Source organism: Oceanisphaera litoralis (assembly GCF_016907015.1).
Lineage (GTDB): Bacteria > Pseudomonadota > Gammaproteobacteria > Enterobacterales > Aeromonadaceae > Oceanimonas > Oceanimonas litoralis.
This window is the reverse complement of record NZ_JAFBBE010000008.1, coordinates 103436-120042: the sequence shown is the minus strand read 5'-3', so window position 1 is coordinate 120042 and position 16607 is coordinate 103436. Positions and strand designations below refer to the sequence as shown.

15 protein-coding genes are annotated in these 16607 nt (G+C 60.6%); 7 read left to right on the top strand and 8 right to left on the bottom strand.

The genetic code is table 11. The features are described 5' to 3' along the window. The 6 genes from HNR62_RS06990 to HNR62_RS06965 all read left to right on the top strand — a co-directional run bounded on the left by HNR62_RS06990 (nucleotide 1) and on the right by HNR62_RS06965 (nucleotide 8601). Nucleotides 1–576 (top strand): Maf family protein, encoded by a 576-nt coding sequence (locus HNR62_RS06990; RefSeq protein WP_204795370.1) that lies wholly within the window; start codon nucleotides 1–3, stop codon nucleotides 574–576. A gap of 67 nt (nucleotides 577–643) precedes the next feature. Further along, on the top strand, nucleotides 644–2113 hold the full coding sequence (rng, locus tag HNR62_RS06985) for a ribonuclease G (RefSeq protein WP_204795369.1): 1470 nt from the start codon (nucleotides 644–646) through the stop codon (nucleotides 2111–2113). Beyond that, the gene (locus HNR62_RS06980) at nucleotides 2113–5970 is read left to right on the top strand and encodes a YhdP family protein (RefSeq protein WP_338044082.1); all 3858 of its coding nucleotides are present in this window, start codon (nucleotides 2113–2115) and stop codon (nucleotides 5968–5970) included. Before rng ends, HNR62_RS06980 begins: the two co-directional genes overlap by 1 nt. 10 nt (nucleotides 5971–5980) lie before the next feature. Continuing rightward, a complete protein-coding gene (locus HNR62_RS06975) occupies nucleotides 5981–6811 on the top strand; it encodes a carbon-nitrogen hydrolase family protein (RefSeq protein WP_204795368.1) in 831 nt (276 codons plus the stop codon). After that, nucleotides 6801–8246 carry a metalloprotease TldD gene (tldD, locus tag HNR62_RS06970; RefSeq protein WP_204795367.1) on the top strand — a complete coding sequence of 482 codons (1446 nt, stop codon included), beginning with the start codon at nucleotides 6801–6803 and terminating at the stop codon, nucleotides 8244–8246. Before HNR62_RS06975 ends, tldD begins: the two co-directional genes overlap by 11 nt. Before the next feature lie 160 nt (nucleotides 8247–8406). Continuing rightward, nucleotides 8407–8601: a hypothetical protein gene (locus HNR62_RS06965; RefSeq protein WP_204795366.1), complete on the top strand. Its 195-nt coding sequence runs from the start codon at nucleotides 8407–8409 to the stop codon at nucleotides 8599–8601. A 132-nt stretch (nucleotides 8602–8733) separates the two neighbouring features. Here HNR62_RS06965 and yjgA read toward each other — a convergent pair whose 3' ends face one another. Then, the gene (yjgA, locus tag HNR62_RS06960) at nucleotides 8734–9264 is read right to left on the bottom strand and encodes a ribosome biogenesis factor YjgA (RefSeq protein WP_204795365.1); all 531 of its coding nucleotides are present in this window, start codon (nucleotides 9262–9264) and stop codon (nucleotides 8734–8736) included. A 103-nt stretch (nucleotides 9265–9367) separates the two neighbouring features. Here yjgA and pmbA point away from each other — a divergent pair, with 103 nt between their 5' ends. Beyond that, entirely contained in the window at nucleotides 9368–10708 is a 1341-nt protein-coding gene (pmbA, locus tag HNR62_RS06955) for a metalloprotease PmbA (RefSeq protein WP_204795364.1), read from the top strand. 370 nt (nucleotides 10709–11078) lie between these two features. Here the strand turns inward: pmbA and mgtE are convergent, their stop codons facing one another. The 7 genes from mgtE to lptB all read right to left on the bottom strand — a co-directional run bounded on the left by mgtE (nucleotide 11079) and on the right by lptB (nucleotide 16605). Further along, nucleotides 11079–12440 (bottom strand): magnesium transporter, encoded by a 1362-nt coding sequence (mgtE, locus tag HNR62_RS06950; RefSeq protein WP_204795363.1) that lies wholly within the window; start codon nucleotides 12438–12440, stop codon nucleotides 11079–11081. Nucleotides 12441–12477: 37 nt separating this feature from the next. Further along, a complete protein-coding gene (locus tag HNR62_RS06945) occupies nucleotides 12478–12753 on the bottom strand; it encodes an HPr family phosphocarrier protein (RefSeq protein ID WP_204795362.1) in 276 nt (91 codons plus the stop codon). Then, on the bottom strand, nucleotides 12746–13606 hold the full coding sequence (rapZ, locus tag HNR62_RS06940) for an RNase adapter RapZ (protein WP_204795361.1): 861 nt from the start codon (nucleotides 13604–13606) through the stop codon (nucleotides 12746–12748). Before rapZ ends, HNR62_RS06945 begins: the two co-directional genes overlap by 8 nt. A gap of 10 nt (nucleotides 13607–13616) precedes the next feature. Beyond that, a complete protein-coding gene (gene ptsN, locus HNR62_RS06935; RefSeq protein ID WP_204795360.1) occupies nucleotides 13617–14063 on the bottom strand; it encodes a PTS IIA-like nitrogen regulatory protein PtsN in 447 nt (148 codons plus the stop codon). A gap of 2 nt (nucleotides 14064–14065) precedes the next feature. After that, nucleotides 14066–14353, bottom strand: a complete 288-nt coding sequence (hpf, locus tag HNR62_RS06930; protein ID WP_204795359.1) for a ribosome hibernation promoting factor — start codon at nucleotides 14351–14353, stop codon at nucleotides 14066–14068. Nucleotides 14354–14377: 24 nt separating this feature from the next. Further along, nucleotides 14378–15817: an RNA polymerase factor sigma-54 gene (locus HNR62_RS06925; RefSeq protein WP_204795358.1), complete on the bottom strand. Its 1440-nt coding sequence runs from the start codon at nucleotides 15815–15817 to the stop codon at nucleotides 14378–14380. Between the two features lie 62 nt (nucleotides 15818–15879). Further along, the gene (lptB, locus tag HNR62_RS06920; RefSeq protein WP_204795357.1) at nucleotides 15880–16605 is read right to left on the bottom strand and encodes an LPS export ABC transporter ATP-binding protein; all 726 of its coding nucleotides are present in this window, start codon (nucleotides 16603–16605) and stop codon (nucleotides 15880–15882) included. Nucleotides 16606–16607: the final 2 nt, after the last annotated feature.

The following is a 16607-nucleotide window of genomic DNA, read 5'->3' as shown; positions in this document are numbered from 1 at the left end:
ATGTCCCCCACCTTATACCTCGCCTCTGCCTCGCCCCGTCGCCGTGAATTACTGTCCCAGTTGGAAGTACCGTTCGAGCTGGTGTTGCCCCGGGTTGAAGAACGGCGCCGGCCCGGCGAGGCGGCGGCGGATTATGTGCAACGCCTGGCCCGGGACAAGGCCACCGCCGGGGCGGCCATGGCCGCCCGGCCCCTGCCGGTGCTGGCCGGCGACACCATAGTGGTGCTGGATGGCGATGTGCTGGAGAAGCCGACAGACAAGGCCGATGGTCTGGCCATGCTGCGGCGATTGTCCGGTCGCCGCCATCAGGTGATGACCGCCATGGCACTGGCCTGGCAGGGGCAGATCGAGGTGGTGCTGGTGACGACAGAGGTCAGCTTCCGTACCTTGAGTGAGAGCGATATCGAGCGTTACTGGGCCAGTGGCGAGCCGACCGACAAGGCCGGAGGCTACGGTATTCAGGGGCTGGGTGGGCGCTTCGTGGCGCGTATCAACGGCAGTTACAGCGCCGTGGTCGGCTTGCCGCTGGTGGAAACCGAAACCCTGTTGCGCCGGTATGGGGTTTTGTCGGGCTGATCCCTTATCTGACTGTCATTCTGTGGTAGTTTAGAGGCCATTTCATTCACCTAAGGGCGGAGCTCGCATGTCTGCAGAACTGATAATCAATATGACCCCCGCGGAAACCCGGGTGGCGCTGGTGGAAAACGGTATTCTGCAGGAAGTGCATGTGGAGCGTCAGGCCCGGCGCGGTATCGTCGGCAATATCTACAAAGGCAAGGTCAGTCGGGTGCTGCCCGGCATGCAGGCGGCCTTTGTCGATATTGGCGGTGAGCGGGCGGCGTTTCTGCATGCCTCCGACATAGTGCCGCATACCGAATGCGTGGATACCAAGGAACAAGCGCATTTTCAGGCCGGTAACATCGCCGAGCTGGTCCGTCAGGGCCAGGACATCATGGTACAGGTGGTCAAGGATCCCCTGGGTACCAAGGGCGCGCGCCTGACCACCGATATTACCCTGCCGTCCCGTTATCTGGTGTTCATGCCCGGCAGCGCCTATGTGGGGGTCTCTCAGCGTATCGATTCGGAACAGGAGCGGGAGCGGCTCAAGCTGACAGTGGGCGGCTATGTCGACGAGCAGGGCGGTTATATTATCCGCACCGCGGCAGAAGGCATAGGCGAAACCGAGCTGGCGCAGGATGCGGCCTTCCTCAAGCGGTTATGGCGCAAAATCCAGGAGCGGCGCGTCAAATATCCTTCCTGCTCCATGCTGTATGAAGATCTGGGGCTGGCCTGTCGCATAGTGCGGGATTTTGTCGGTGCCGAACTGGACCGGATCCGGGTCGACTCCCGCAGTACCTACGAGACGCTCTGTACCTTCGTCGAGGAGTTCGTGCCCGAGTTGTCCGGCAAGATCGAGTATTATCAGGGCCGTTCGCCGATTTTCGATCTCTATGATGTGGAAAACGAAATTCAGCGGGCGCTGGATCGCAAGGTCGAGCTCAAGTCCGGCGGTTACCTGATCATCGATCAGACCGAGGCCATGACCACGGTCGACATCAACACCGGTGCCTTCGTCGGCCACCGCAACCTCGAAGAAACCATCTTCAACACCAATACCGAAGCCACCCAGGCCATTGCCCGGCAGCTGCGGCTGCGTAACCTGGGCGGCATCATCATCATCGACTTTATCGACATGTATGATGATGATCACAAGCGGCGGGTGCTGCACAGCCTGGGACTGGCGCTGTCGAGGGACAGGGCCAAGACCAACGTCAACGGTTTTTCCCAGCTCGGGCTGGTGGAAATGACCCGCAAGCGCACCCGGGAAAGTCTGGAGCATGTGCTCTGCGGCGCCTGCCCCGAATGCAACGGCCGGGCTCGGGTCAAGACGGTGGAAACCGTCAGCTACGAGATACTGCGTGAAATCACCCGGGTCAACAAGGCCTACGACGCCGACAAGTTCGTGGTGTATGCGTCCACGGCAGTGGCGACGGCCCTGCAGGAGGACGAGTCTCACATGCTGGCGGAGCTGGAGGTGTTTATCGGCAAGCAGGTCAAGGTCAGCAGCGAGCCCCTGTATAATCAGGAACAGTTCGACGTGGTGATGATGTAGTGTCTGTGCTGTTCAGGCGGGGACTGAGCTGGGCCTGGCTGGGCCTGGCGGCAACGGCGGTATTGCTGGCGGTGCTGGTGACCCTGTTGCGCTTCGGCTCGCCCTGGCTGGCCGGCTGGCAACAGCAGTGGCTGGACCGGCTGTTGAGCGAGCAGCAGCTGACCCTGGAAGTGGGTCGCCTGGGGCTGAGCTGGCAGGATTACGGTCCGGTACTGGTGGTGAACCAGGTCAGTCTGCACCGCCCGGAGGCGCCGGCCATTACCCTGCGTCGCGCCCTGGTGGGCGTGCAGCTATGGCAAAGTCTGCGTCAATGGCGGCCGGTGCTGAATGAACTCACTCTGGATGGCCTGCGTCTGCCCCTGAATCTGGGCGGCGAGCGCCAGGCCGCTCAGCAGGCCGATTTGAGCTGGTTGCCTCAGCTGGCGCTCGATGGGGTGGAGCGCTTTTCCCTGCACGATGCCCAGCTGGTGGTGAGCACGCCGCAGCAGGACTTGTTCGAGCTGCACCTTCCCGTCCTGTACTGGCAGAATGCGCCCGGCCTGCATCAGGGTCGGGGCCGCCTGGGCTTTGGTCCCGATGCCGATCAGCAAGTGCACATCAGTAGCCGTTTCACCGGCCCGAGTGATCGGCTCGACGGCAGCATCTATCTGCACGCCGATGGGGTTGATGCCTCTTCCATTTTCTCCCGCATCCGGCCTCTGGATCAGGGCGGCAGCGCCCGTCTGGCATTCGAATTGTGGCTGGAATGGCAACAGGGGCGGCTCAGCGCCGGGGTGTTGGAACTGGGGGAAAACCGACTGCGCTGGGGGGAGGATCATCAGGTATCGGTAGGCGGCGGCCGGATGCAGTGGCAGCCGACCGATGCCGGCTGGCAGCTGGCCAGCAGCGATGTCGATATCAGTGTCGACGGTGATGTCTGGCCGAGCTGGCATCTTCAGCTGGACCGGCAGCAGGAGCGGCTGCATGGCTATCTGGATCGACTGACCTTTACCGACCTGGCTCTGCTGGCCCAGTGGGGCGACAGCTTCTGGCCGGCCATTGCCCGCCAGCTGGCCGGTATTGCTCCTCGGGGCCATCTGACCAACCTCTATTTTTCCTCCACCGCTGCCGGTGACGACTGGCGCTGGCGAGGCTCGCTGGAAGACGTCAGCACCAGCGCCTTCGAATGGACACCGCAAACCCGGGGTCTCAACGGCCATTTTCTGCTGGCCGCCGACCACGGCCACTTGAGCCTGAATCAACAAGAGGCGGCCGACTGGGTCTATGACGGTGCCTTCCGCGCGCCCTGGCCGATGCAACGGCTGTCGGCCGGGTTGCGCTGGCGCAAACAACAGGACGGTTGGCTGTTGTGGAGCGATGAACTGGCGGTGAACACCGCCGATCTGGCGCTGCAGGGCTGGTTCAGCCTGCAAGTGCCGAACCAGGGCGCGCCCCTGCTCAGCACCTCGGCACGGGTCGATGTATTGCGGGCAGAGCGGGCCTTCAGCTATTTTCCCGAGCCGCTGATGGGGGCGCCGCTGGTGGACTATCTGCAGGGAGCCATTCGCGGCGGCCAGGCCGACGGTGCCGAAGTGCTCTGGTATGGCCGGCTCAACGGTTTTCCCTATCGGGATGGCAGTGGTATTTTTCAGGCGAGGGTGCCGCTGCGCCAGGCCGAGTTTCGCTTCTATCCGGACTGGCTGCCCCTGACCGATCTCAGTCTGGATTTACTGTTTGAAAATGACGGTCTCTTTATGCGGGGTCCAAGCGGGCGGCTGGGCGCGGTGGCGGCCAGTACCATCGATGCGCGCATAGTGCCGCTGAACAAGAGGGCCAATCTGCAGCTCAGCGCCGATATCGCAGGAGAAGGCGAGGCGGTCACCGCCTATCTGCAGGACTCCCCCCTGTCGACCTCGGTCGGCACCACCCTGGAGCAGGTGCAGGTGACGGGTCCGCTGAAGGGCCGGCTGGCGCTGGAAATCCCGTTGCACGGCGGCCAGGTGGCCATCGGCGGTCATGTCGACTTTGCGCACAACCGGGTACGAGTCAAACCGCTGGATCTGCCGCTCAACGAGGTCAGCGGTCGCCTGCTGTTTGATGAACGACAAACCCGGTTCCAGGCCATGCAGGCCAAGTGGAACGGGCAACCGCTGCAGTTGGATTACCGCGGACAGCAGACCGCCGCCGGCTACCAAGTGGACCTCGATATGAAGGGCCGGCTACAGGCTACCGAACTGGCACTGGCCTATCCGCCGCTGCAGGTATTAGAGGGCGCAGCCGACTGGCGCGGCAAACTCGAGCTGACGCTGGCGGAGCAGGGGGAACTGGACTACCGCTTCGAGGCCGACTCGACGCTGCAAGGGCTCGTCAGCCGCTTGCCGCCGCCGCTGAACAAGGCCGGCAACCCCGTCTGGCCCAGCCACCTCGAACTGACGGGCGATGGGCGGCAGGCGCGGATTGAGCTGACCCTGGGGGAACAGATCCGGGGTCTGGCCGGGCTGGGCTTCGGGCCGAACGGCGTCAAAGTTCAGCGGTTGTGGCTGTCGGCCGGTGCCGGTGCGCAGTCAACATTGCCCCGGGCGCCGCTGGATATAGCGGTGCGGGTGCCGGACTTGCCGCTGGATGACTGGCTGGTGCTGCTAAAGGAATGGCAACAGGCGTTGTCCCGCCCCGATGCTTCGCAGCGCCGTTTCTCGCAAAATAATGCCGCTCAGCCCGGCACCGAGCCCCGAGTTGCGTGGCCAGCGCCCTACCGGGTGTCGGTGCAGGCCCATCGGGCCCGGCTCTGGCAGCACTCCCTGAACCAACTCCGGTTGTCGGTCGGGCCAGCGAAGGGACGGCGACAGCAGCTGAACGTGAGCGCCGAACAGGCGGAGGGCACCCTGAGCTGGGGCGACGCCCAGCCGCTGCAGGCGCATTTCAGGCGACTCTGGCTGACACCGGACTCGAATACATCAGGCGTTTTGCCAGCAGTAAAATCAACAGTAAAACCAGCGGTAAAACCGGCCCTGGCGCAAGACGAGCTGCATCCCGGCCGGTTGCCGGCGGTGCAATTTCGCTGTGACGATTGCCGCTGGCAACAATTGGCGCTGGGCAAGGTGGCCTTCGAGCTGCTTCCCCGGCCCGAGCAGAATGGCGTGCAGCTGACCGGGCTGAGCCTGGATGGCCCGCTGCTGCAGGCCAGGGCGCATGGCCAGTGGTTGCAACATCAGAGCGGCAACCTGAGCCGGCTGGAGTGGCAGAGCAGCACGCCATCCTTGCAGCGGTTGTGGCAGGCGCTGGACCGGGAGTCACCATTCAGCGAAACCCCGGCCCGGCTGGAAGGACAACTGCGCTGGCTGGATGTGCCCTGGCGGCCGGATCTGGCCAGCCTGAACGGTCTGCTGAGCGCCGATACCGGCGCCGGTGTGCTGCGTGAAGTGAATGACAGGGGCGCTGGTCTCTTGTCGGTACTGAGCATGGAGTCGGTCATGCGTCGACTACGGCTGGACTTTCGCGACGTGTTCGAGCAGGGCTTCTACTTTGACCGTATCAATGCCAGCGGCGAACTGCACAACGGCGTCTTGCAGAATGACGATTTGGCCCTGAATGGTGCCGCCGGAAATCTGCGCGGCAGTGGTCTGGTGGATCTGGCGGCGGAGCGGCTCGATTATCAGCTGGAGTTTACCCCGAATCTGACCGGTAACCTGCCGGTGCTGGCGGCCTTTGCGGTCACCCCGGTAACCGGGCTTTATGTGTTGGCGCTGTCCAAGGTACTGGGCCCTGTGGTGGATGTGTTCACCCGTATCCGCTACCGGGTAGAGGGTTCTCTGGATCAGCCCAGGGTGACCGAAGTGGGGCGGGAGCAGCAACGGGTCACGGTGCCCGGTAATCAATAAGGAGTACGCCATGGAACTGGTTGCGATACAGATAACGGCCGGCCCGGACTGGCCGGAGAACCGGACCAGGCTGGAAGCCTGGCTGCGGCAATTGCCATCGACGCGTCCGCTGCTGGTGCAGTTGCCGGAAAATGCCGTGGTGTTCGGCAGCAAGAAGGCGGTGCTGGAGCTGGCCGAGCCATTGGGCGAAGGCCCGATACAGGATCAGTTCAGCCGGTGGGCGCGCGAGCTGGGCATCTGGCTGCTGGTCGGTTCCATGCCGACCCGTATCCAGGGTAGTGAACGGCTCCACGCCACCAGCCTGGTCTATAACGAGCAGGGCGAGCGAGTCGGTCATTATCACAAGTTGCACCTGTTCGATGTGGATGTCGCAGATGGTCATGGCCGATACCGGGAGTCGGCCACCTATGCGCCAGGCGACGAACTGTGTGTCATCGACAGCCCCTTCGGGCGTCTGGGCTTGTCTATCTGTTATGATTTACGTTTTCCCGAGTTGTATCGGGCGTTACGCGAACGGGGTGCCGAGATCCTGATGGTACCGGCGGCCTTTACCCGGGTCACGGGGCTGGCGCACTGGCTGCCGCTGCTGCAGGCTCGAGCCATCGAAAACCAGTGTTATGTGCTGGCGGCGGGCCTCTACGGCGATCAGGGTAAACGACAGACCTGGGGGCATTCGGTTATCCTCGACCCATGGGGAGAGGTTCAGGCCTGTCTACCCGAAGGCGAGGGGCTTGTCATTGCCCCGCTGGAACCCGAACGACTGTCCCGTATTCGCCGTCAGATGCCGGTTGCACAACATGCCCGCCTGAGCGCGGTTTGGAGAAACAAGCATGAGTATTGAACAGATTAACCGCAGCCTGCTGATCCCGAACGAACTGGATATGGCGCTGCTGGATGCCCAGCTGGCACGACTGAGCCGACATCAGATCGACTTTGCCGATCTCTATTTTCAGAACAGCGTGCACGAGTCCTGGGTGCTGGAAGACGGTATCGTCAAGGACGGCAGCTACAACATAGAGCAGGGTGTGGGCGTGCGGGCGGTCAGTGGTGAAAAGACCGGTTTCGCCTATTCCGATGAACTGACGGCGACGGCGCTGGATCAGGCGGTGAGCGCCGCCCGCGGCATTGCCGAGCAGGGCGGTGATGGTCGCTTCCAGATTGGTCGCGAGCGAGCCATCACGCCGCGTTATGTCGGCCTCAATCCGCTCGACAGCCTGAGTCGGGAGCAGAAAATTTCCCTGTTGCAGCAGATGGATGCCTTCGCCCGCAGCCTGGATCCGGCGGTCACCCAGGTGATTGCCTCCATCTCCGGTGTGTATGAAGAGATACTGGTGCTGGCCACCGACGGTACCCTGGCCACCGATCTGCGCCCCCTGGTACGGCTGAACTGCTCGGTGCTGGTGGAGCGCAAGGGGCGGCGCGAACGGGGCGGCAGCGGCGGCGGTGGCCGGGTCGGTTATGACTATTTCCTGGAGGAAGTGGACGGCCAGCCCAGAGCCATGAGCTATGTGAAAGAAGCGGTGCGGCAGGCATTGGTCAACCTGGAGGCGATAGACGCCCCGGCCGGCACCATGCCGGTGGTACTGGGTGCCGGCTGGCCCGGCGTCTTGCTGCACGAAGCGGTGGGCCACGGCCTGGAAGGCGACTTCAACCGCAAGGGCTCGTCCGCCTATGCCGGTCGAATCGGCGAACAGGTCGCCTCCAGTTTGTGCACCATAGTGGATGACGGTACCTTGCCGAACCGTCGGGGCTCGCTGACCATCGACGATGAAGGCACCGCCACCGGTTATAACGTGCTGATCGAAAACGGCATCCTCAAGGGCTACATGCAGGACAAGCTCAATGCCCGACTGATGGGGATGGCACCGACCGGCAACGGCCGGCGGGAGTCTTATGCTCATCTGCCGATGCCGCGCATGACCAACACCTATATGTTACCGGGCGAGACACCGCCGGAAGAGATCATCAGCAGCGTGAAGAAGGGCATCTATGCGCCCAACTTTGGCGGTGGCCAGGTGGATATTACCTCCGGTCGTTTCGTGTTCTCCGCCTCCGAGGCCTATCTCATCGAAGACGGCAAGCTGACGGCGCCAATCAAGGGGGCGACCCTGATCGGCAACGGCCCCGAGGCCATGAGTCAGGTCTCCATGGTGGGGAACGATCTGGCACTGGATGCCGGTGTGGGCGTGTGTGGCAAGGATGGCCAGAGCGTACCGGTAGGGGTCGGCCAGCCGACACTCAAGCTGGATCGGATGACGGTAGGTGGTACTCAGTAAGCACCCTGATTGATTTTCGGGTTGTATTATCAACCTTGTATTGTCAGCCTTGCATTGTTAACCAATAGTTAATGGTTTTTTTCTGTGCACTCCAGGGGCAAGACGATGTCTAACAGGGTGCTGAATCACGCAAAAGCGTGGCGGCAACCTGGAGGCGATAATGATGAAAGCATTGCTATCGATAGCCTTTGCCTCTGTCCTTGGGTTGATGTTAATGCCGGCTCAGGCCGGTTCGGTACTGAATGTGCAGCAGCCTGTAGTGCAGGAAATGGCGAGCGAGGGCGACGGTGCTGATAACCGTGAATGTGCCAAATTACGTAAAATGGGTAAAAAACCGGCGGATATGTGTTTTTAACTGCTGAGTGACCCTGTTAATAACAACGGGAGCCGTGGCTCCCGTTGTGCTGTCCGGCTTATCTTGCTTCGTCATCCTTGCTTCGTCATCAATGACGGCTCGGTCATGATCAAGAGGACGGCCCGGTCATGATTAAGAGGCGTCGGATCCCAGATTCAGCTTCAGATACTGAAACAGTTCGCGGTAACCCTGGGGGGGCAGGCCGGCGGCCAGTTCCTTGCGAGCCTGGCGAGCCAGCTGACGCAGTTTTTGCCGATCCAGATTACGGTGCTCGGCCAGCAGGGCGTTCACCCCTTTGTCGCCTTCCTTGATCAGGCGGTCACGCCACAATTCCAGCTTGTGAAACTGGGCGTTGGCCACGGCGCTCTTGTGCTCGAAGCCCGCCAGTGCCTTCTGAATATCGGTGACGTCCCGGGTGCGCATCAGCTTGCCGATATAGGACATGTGCCGGCGCAGACCTTCCCGCTTGTTGTGGAGTTTGTGCGCCAGCTCTATGGCTTCCAGCAAATCCTCGTCCAGTGGCACCCTGGCCAGTTCATGGGGTTGAAGCTTGACCAGTGACTCACCGAGTTTCTGCAGGGCGCGGCTTTCCCGTTTCATCTCACTTTTACTGACCCATTCGATTTCATCATCGTGCCCGGTGGGATCGTCATGCTGGCTCATAGTTTTTCCGTCTCAATTAACATTTACATATATATTACCAGCTTCTCCCAAGGCGCGCAGGGGTCTGTTATGCTAACTCCAAACCGAGCCAGCGATGTTAATCATGACCCCAGCAGAAATTCAAACCGAACAGCGCCAGCTAGAGCTGGCCGTAGAACAGGCACTGGACAGCGCCAGGCGACTGGGCGCAGACAGCGCCGAAGTGTCCATCAGCAAGCAGACCGGGCTGTCGGTCAATACCCGTAACGGCGAACTGGAAAATATCGAGTTCAACAAGGACGGTGCTCTAGGGATCGCCGTTTATCGGGATGGTCGCAAGGGCTCTGCCTCTACCTCGGATCTGCGCCCGGACGCCATCGCCCGCACCGTGGCGGCGGCGCTGGATATTTCCCGCTATACCACCGCCGATCCCTTCGCCGGTATCGCCGATGCCGACACCCTGGCCTGGGATGCACCCGAACTTGAGCTGTGCTTCCCTCGTCAGCTCGAGCCCGCCGACGGTATCGAACTGGCGCTGCGCTGCGAACAACAGGCGCTGGGCCGGGATCCCCGCATCAAGCAGTCGGACGGCGCCAGTTTTTCCAGCAACCTGGGCATCAAGGTCTACGGTAACAGCCACGGCTTTATCAAGGGCTATGCGGGCAGCCGCTTCGGCATGAGCTGTGTGCTGATCGGCGAACAGAACGGCGACATGCAGCGTGAATACGGCTACACCTCGGCGCGCAGCTTCGAGGATCTCTGGACGCCCGAACAGGTGGCGGATGAAGCCGTCAGTCGCACCCTGGGGCGTCTGGGTGGACGTAAAATCGACACCACCCGGGCGCCGGTGCTGTTTCACCCGGACGTGGCCGCCAGCCTGTTCGGCCATCTGGTGATGGCCATCAGCGGCGGCAACCTGTATCGCCAATCGTCCTTTCTGCTCGATGCCCTTGGCGAGCGGATTTTTCCCGACTGGTTCGATATTCACGAACAGCCGCACCTGCACAAGGGACTGGCCAGCTCGCCGTTCGATAACGAAGGGGTGCGCACGCACGATCGTCATATCATCGAGAAGGGTGAGCTGAAATCCTACCTGCTGACCAGCTATTCGGCCCGCAAGCTGGGCATGGAGCTGACCGGCCACGCCGGTGGCATTCACAACTGGACGGTGGCGAACAGCGGTCACCGTCTGGAACAGTTGCTGAAGATGATGGGCACCGGCCTGCTGGTGACCGAAATGATGGGCCAGGGCGTGAATATCGTCACCGGCGACTATTCCCGCGGTGCGGCCGGTTTCTGGGTGGAAAACGGTGAAATCGCCTATCCGGTGGAAGAGATCACCATCGCCGGTAATCTGAAAGATATGTTTGCGGGCATTCAGGCCATCGGTACCGACGTGGAAACCCGCTCCAGCCTGCAGACCGGCTCGGTGCTGATCGACGAGATGAAAATCGCCGGACAATAAGAACTGTAAGTCTGTCAGTCCGTAAAATAGGCTCAGAGGCAACTGGGTAGCCTCTTCCGACACGCTAAACCGCATCCCTGCGACGCTCAGCACATGACGTCCTGTCATGTGATGGTCGGCTGAGGCTATCCCAGTCACTTCTTTTTAGGCGCCGAGTCGTCGGTGAACACCACTGACAGACCACTCCGCTGCCAACGGGAGGGCAAAGGGTGTCTGCTCAACCGACCATCCGCGCCAAGGATGGCGCGGTTTGAGCCCCCAGGGAGGGGTTTACGGCGTGTCGGCTGAGCAGTGCGTTTTGCCTGATGACATCATTAAGATCAACAAAAACTTGTGACTAAGTGACAGGCTGACCGCTTACAGCTTTAATTCAGTGCAGCAGGATCAGGGTCGAGAGGCCGAGGAAGGAGAACAGGCCGACGATGTCGGTGACGGTGGTCAGGGCCATGGAGCCGGCCAGCGCCGGATCGATGTTGAGCTTGCGCATGACCAGCGGAATGGCGGCGCCGGCCAGACCGGCCACCGACAGGTTGATGAACATGGCCGATGCCAGCACCAGGCCTATCTCCCAGCTGCCTTTCCACAGACTCACCACTATCGCCACCATCACCGCCCACAGCAGGCCGTTGAACAGCCCCACCAGTGCTTCCTTGGTCAGCAGCCAGCGGGCGTTGCTGTCGCCGATATGGCCTACCGCCATGCCGCGGATCACCAGTGCCAGGGTCTGATTGCCGGCGATGCCGCCCATGGAAGGCACTATGGTCATCAGAATGGCCAGGGTGGCCAGCTGTGACAGGGTTTCTTCGAACATGTTGGACACGCTGGCGGCGAGCAGGGCCGAACCCAGGTTGACGGTGAGCCAGATGGAGCGACGGCGGGCACTGGTCAGCACCGGCGCGAAGGTATCTTCATCATCGTCCATCTTGGCCATGCCCATCATGGAGTGCTCACCCTCTTCACGGATGATGTCCACCACGTCATCGATGGTGATACGGCCCAGCAACTGGTAGTCGTCGTCGACCACAGGGGCCGATAGCCAGTCGTGGCGCTCGAACAGGTTGGCGACTTCGGTATCGCTCATGGCCAGCGGAATGGCTTCCACCTGGGTGTCCATGGCGTCGGCGACCCTGGTGGCCGGATCCTGCACCACCAGTCTGGCGAGGGAGATATCGCCCAGCAGCCGGTTATGTTGATCGACCACATAGAGGGTATCGGTGCCCTCCGGCAGTTCGGTGTGCAGGCGCAGATAACGCAGTACCACCTCGATGCTGACATCGGCGCGCAGGGTAATGAACTCGGTGTTCATGATGGAGCCGGCGGTATCTTCCGGGTATGACAACGCCTGTTGTGCCCGCTGCCGGTCCTGCTCGTCCATCTGGGTGAGCACCTGGTTGAACAGCTGCTCGGGCAGGTCCCGCAGTACATAGGCCAGATCGTCCGACTCCATGTCTTCCAGCGCGGCGGCCAGCTTTCCCGGATCCATCAACCGGATAATACCGTCCCTGACTTCTTCCGACAGCTCTTCCAGAATTTCGCCGTATTCATCCGGATCTATCAGTTGCCACAAGACCTTGCGGCTGGGGGAGGGGGAAGATTCCAGCAGCCAGGCGACGTCGCCTGGGCGCATCTGCTGCAGCATGCGGCGAACGTGCACGAACATGCCGCCGTTCAGCGCCTGGGTGATGGTTTCCAGGTGATCCGGCGTCCTTGGTTTTTCGATTGATTCTGTCATCCGGGCTCAGGCCTCTGCGCGGGACGGGATAGGGGAATTATTCCGATTCGTTGAAGCGGTCGGCGACCAGGCGGGACACGGCGTTCATGGCCGCTTCTGCATCCGGCCCTTCGGCGACGACGCGAATGGCGTGCCCCTGGGCGGTCTCCAGCATCAGCAGGCCCATGACGCTGTTGGCCGGGGCCTGTTTTTCCTGAGTACAGACGGTGACGGTGGCATCGAATTGTTGCGTTAACTGCACCAGCTGAATGGCGGCTCGGGCATGGAGTCCGAGCTTGTTGACGATTTGCAGATCTCGCTCAATTCTAGCCATGTTTTTTTTCCAGGGTGCGGTGGCGCAGTTGTACGCTTTTGCCCATCTGCCGGAATACCCGCGCCAGCTGTTCGACGATATACACGGATCTGTGCTTGCCCCCGGTGCAGCCGATGGCGACAGTGACATAGCTGCGGTTGTTGCGTTCCAGATGCGGCATCCAGGTGACCAGCAGGTTTTCAATCTGCCACAGGTACTTGGTGACCTCGGGCTGGCTGCCCAGATAGCCGGCGACCGGCTCGTCCTGGCCGGTAAAGGGGCGCAGTTCGGCTATCCAGTGGGGGTTGGGCAGAAAGCGGGCATCGAACACGAAGTCCGCATCCTGAGAGATACCGTATTTGTAGCCGAAGGACTCGAATACCCAGTTCAGCTCCCGTTCCTTCTTGCCGAGAATACGGGCGCGGATAATTTCGCTCAGATCGTGAATGCTGAGGTCGGAGGTATCGATGCGTAGATCGGCGGCGGAAGACAAGGGCGCCAGCAGATGGGTCTCCTGACGGATGGCTTCGTCCAGGGTCAGGCTGAGACGAGACAGAGGGTGCAGTCGGCGGGTGTCGCCGAAGCGGCGAATAAGGGCGGCGTTGTCCGCATCGATGAAGATACTCGACAGGCTGACGCCTTCCATGGCGCACACTTCGGCCAGACAGGCTTCCAGTTTGTCGGCACTGTCGGGCAGGTTGCGCACGTCGATACTGACCGCCACCTCACCGGGTTCGCGCCGACGCATCTGTACCAGGTCGGGCAGCAACTCGACGGGCAGATTGTCGACACAGTAATAGCCCAGATCCTCGAGCACACGCAGGGCCACGGTTTTACCCGAGCCCGAACGACCACTGACGATCACCAACTGCATATTGCTCTCCTCAGGAAGAAACCATGATGTTGTAGAGTTCGTCATCGCTGCCGGCCTGGCGCAATTGCTTGCAGACTTGCTTGTTGCTGAGTTTTTCGGCAATCAATGACAGTGTCTTGAGATGCAGTTTACACTCCTGCTCCGGTACCAGCAGGGCAAACACCAGGCCCACCGGTTGATTGTCGATGGCATCGAATTCCACCGGGTCGGCAAAGGTGAGTAACACCGCCGTCGCCCGGTTGTTATTGCCGATACGGCCATGGGGAATGGCGATACCGTTACCGATGCCGGTGCTACCCATTTTTTCCCGGGCCAGCAGGCAGTCGAACAACTGCTGGCTGCTGACATCGAGATGCAGGGCGGCCAGTTCACTGATGATTTCCAGAGCACGTTTTTTGCTCGTGCAGGGGACTGCACTGCGGGTGCAGTCCCTGCTAAGTATGTCGGCGACTTCCATGGTTATTTTTGCTTGAGCTTCTCTTTGTGTTTGATGATCTGGCGATCGAGCTTGTCGATCAAGCCATCGATGGCGGCATACATATCGTCATGTTGAGAGTTGGCAAAGAGTTCACCGCCGCTGAGATGGATTTTGGCTTCGGCAACCTGTTGCAATTTTTCGAGTGTGAGGACGACGTGTACATTGGTAATGTTGTCGAAATGACGCTCCAGTCGGGAAAACTTGCTGTTCACATAGTCACGCAGGGAATCCGTGATGTCTACATGGTGTCCAGTCAGATTTATTTGCATATCGTCTTCCTTCTAGATCTGCCTTTACATCAGGCGTTTACGCTGATTGGAAGGGGGGATGGCCAGCGATTCCCTGTACTTGGCGATGGTCCGTCTGGCCACCTGTATCCCCTGTTCGGCCAGCAGCTGGGCAATTTTACTGTCGCTCAGTGGCTTGACCGGGTTTTCCGCACCGACCAGTTTCCTGATCAGGGCGCGAATTGCCGTCGACGAACATTCTCCGCCATCGTCTGTACCCACATGGCTGGAGAAAAAGTACTTCAGCTCGAACACCCCTCTGGGAGTATGCATGAATTTCTGTGTGGTCACCCGGGAGATGGTGGATTCGTGCATTTCCACCGCCTCGGCCACATCATTCAGCACCATCGGCTTCATGGCCTCGGGCCCATACTCAAAGAATGCCTGTTGTTGTTCAACAATACAATTGGCAACCTTGAGCAGGGTCTCATTTCGGCTTTCCAGGCTCTTGATAAACCACTTGGCGTCCTGCAAATGGTTGCGGATAAACTGGCCGTCTTCACTGTTTCTGGGCTGGCGCGCCATGGCGGCATAGGTTTGGTTCAGCCGTACCTTCGGCATGGCTTCCTGGTTGAGTTCGACCATCCAGGCACCCTGGCGCTTGGTGACCACCACATCCGGGATCACGTATTCGGAGCTGCTCTGGATCACGCTGTTACCGGGCCTGGGCTCCAGCTGCTGGATCAGGGCCAGTACCTCCCTGAGCTCCTCTTCCTTCAGTCTGGTCTTGCGTTGCAGGGTGCGGTAATCCCGGGTGCCGAGCAAATCCATATGCTGGTCAATCACGAGGCGGGCCTGGTTCAGCCAGGGCGTGTCGGCCGGAAAGGGGTCCAGCTGAATGCGCAGACATTCCTGCACGCTGCGGGCGGCGACACCGACAGGATCGAAATGCTGGATACGCTTCAGCACCGCCTCCACCTCATCCGCTTCGATCTCCTGTTCACCGCCGGAGACGGCGGCAAGGATATCTTCCAGATCCTGGGTCAGGTAGCCGGCGTCATCGATGGCGTCGATAATGGCCAGTGCTATGGCCTGATCGGTATCACTGAAAGGGGTCAGTTGCATCTGCCACAGCAGGTAATCCTGCAGCGTCTCGGTGGTTTCGCCCTGATAGACGGTATCTTCCATGCCTTCGGGCAGGCCGCCGTTACCACCGCTTCCGGATGAGGTGGTATAGATATCGTCCCAGTGGGTGTCCATCGGCAGTTCGTCGGACAGCTGATTCTGCTCCATGGCGGTATCGGCGGCCATCTGTTCGTCGTTGCCGCCGTCGGTCACCTCAATGCTGTCCGGCTCTTCCTGTTCCAGCAGGGGGTTGCTTTCCAGCGCCAGCTGAATTTCCTGCTGCAGCTCCAGGCTCGACAGTTGCAGCAGGCGAATGGCCTGTTGCAACTGGGGGGTCATGGTCAGCTGCTGTCCCATACGTAACTGAAGAGTTGGCTTCATCGTTGGTAAAGTCCTTCTATGTCAACCGCATATGTCACCGCAGGGAGCTCCGGCGGATCAGCTCAGAGGCTGAATTGTTCACCAAGATAGACTTTCTTGACCTGCTCGTTCGCGAGAATCTCGGCCGGAGTGCCGGCGGCGATACGGTGACCATGACTGACAATATAGGCCCGTTCGCAGACGTCCAGGGTCTCGCGCACATTGTGATCGGTAATCAGTACCCCCAGGCCTCTATCACGCAGATGCAGAATGATTTTCTTGATGTCGATGACCGAGATGGGATCGACCCCGGCAAAGGGTTCATCCAGCAGTATGAAGCGGGGATCGGCCGCCAGTGCGCGGGCAATTTCCACCCGGCGGCGTTCACCACCGGACAGACTCATGCCGGTATTGTCGCGGATATGAGTGATGTTGAACTCTTCCAGCAGTTGCTCCATTTTTTCGCTGCGGCCGTCGGCGTCCAGATCCTGGCGGGTTTCGAGCACCGCCATTAAATTGTCGGCTACGCTCAGGCGCCGAAAAATGGAGGCCTCCTGGGGCAGGTAACCGATACCGGCCCGGGCTCGCACATGCATGGGTTCATGGCTGATGTCATGCTCGTCGATGGTAATGCTGCCGGCGTCGCGCTGCACCAGGCCCACTATCATGTAGAAAGAGGTGGTCTTGCCGGCCCCGTTGGGGCCGAGCAGGCCGACGATCTGGCCGGTATTGACGGTCAGGCTGACATCGGCCACGACCTGGCGCCCCTTGTAACTCTTCTGCAGCCCACGGGCTTTCAGTATTGCCATGA

Bases quoted from the DNA above. Each gene is read 5' to 3' on its own strand.
- HNR62_RS06945 (WP_204795362.1), bottom strand. From the start codon at position 12,753: ATGGCTAGAATTGAGCGAGATCTGCAAATCGTCAACAAGCTCGGACTC.
- HNR62_RS06990 (WP_204795370.1), top strand. From the start codon at position 1: ATGTCCCCCACCTTATACCTCGCCTCTGCCTCGCCCCGTCGCCGTGAA.
- HNR62_RS06975 (WP_204795368.1), top strand. From the start codon at position 5,981: ATGGAACTGGTTGCGATACAGATAACGGCCGGCCCGGACTGGCCGGAG.
- rapZ (WP_204795361.1), bottom strand. From the start codon at position 13,606: ATGCAGTTGGTGATCGTCAGTGGTCGTTCGGGCTCGGGTAAAACCGTG.
- pmbA (WP_204795364.1), top strand. From the start codon at position 9,368: ATGACCCCAGCAGAAATTCAAACCGAACAGCGCCAGCTAGAGCTGGCC.
- hpf (WP_204795359.1), bottom strand. From the start codon at position 14,353: ATGCAAATAAATCTGACTGGACACCATGTAGACATCACGGATTCCCTG.
- lptB (WP_204795357.1), bottom strand. From the start codon at position 16,605: ATGGCAATACTGAAAGCCCGTGGGCTGCAGAAGAGTTACAAGGGGCGC.
- yjgA (WP_204795365.1), bottom strand. From the start codon at position 9,264: ATGAGCCAGCATGACGATCCCACCGGGCACGATGATGAAATCGAATGG.
- HNR62_RS06965 (WP_204795366.1), top strand. From the start codon at position 8,407: ATGATGAAAGCATTGCTATCGATAGCCTTTGCCTCTGTCCTTGGGTTG.
- rng (WP_204795369.1), top strand. From the start codon at position 644: ATGTCTGCAGAACTGATAATCAATATGACCCCCGCGGAAACCCGGGTG.
- mgtE (WP_204795363.1), bottom strand. From the start codon at position 12,440: ATGACAGAATCAATCGAAAAACCAAGGACGCCGGATCACCTGGAAACC.
- HNR62_RS06925 (WP_204795358.1), bottom strand. From the start codon at position 15,817: ATGAAGCCAACTCTTCAGTTACGTATGGGACAGCAGCTGACCATGACC.
- tldD (WP_204795367.1), top strand. From the start codon at position 6,801: ATGAGTATTGAACAGATTAACCGCAGCCTGCTGATCCCGAACGAACTG.
- ptsN (WP_204795360.1), bottom strand. From the start codon at position 14,063: ATGGAAGTCGCCGACATACTTAGCAGGGACTGCACCCGCAGTGCAGTC.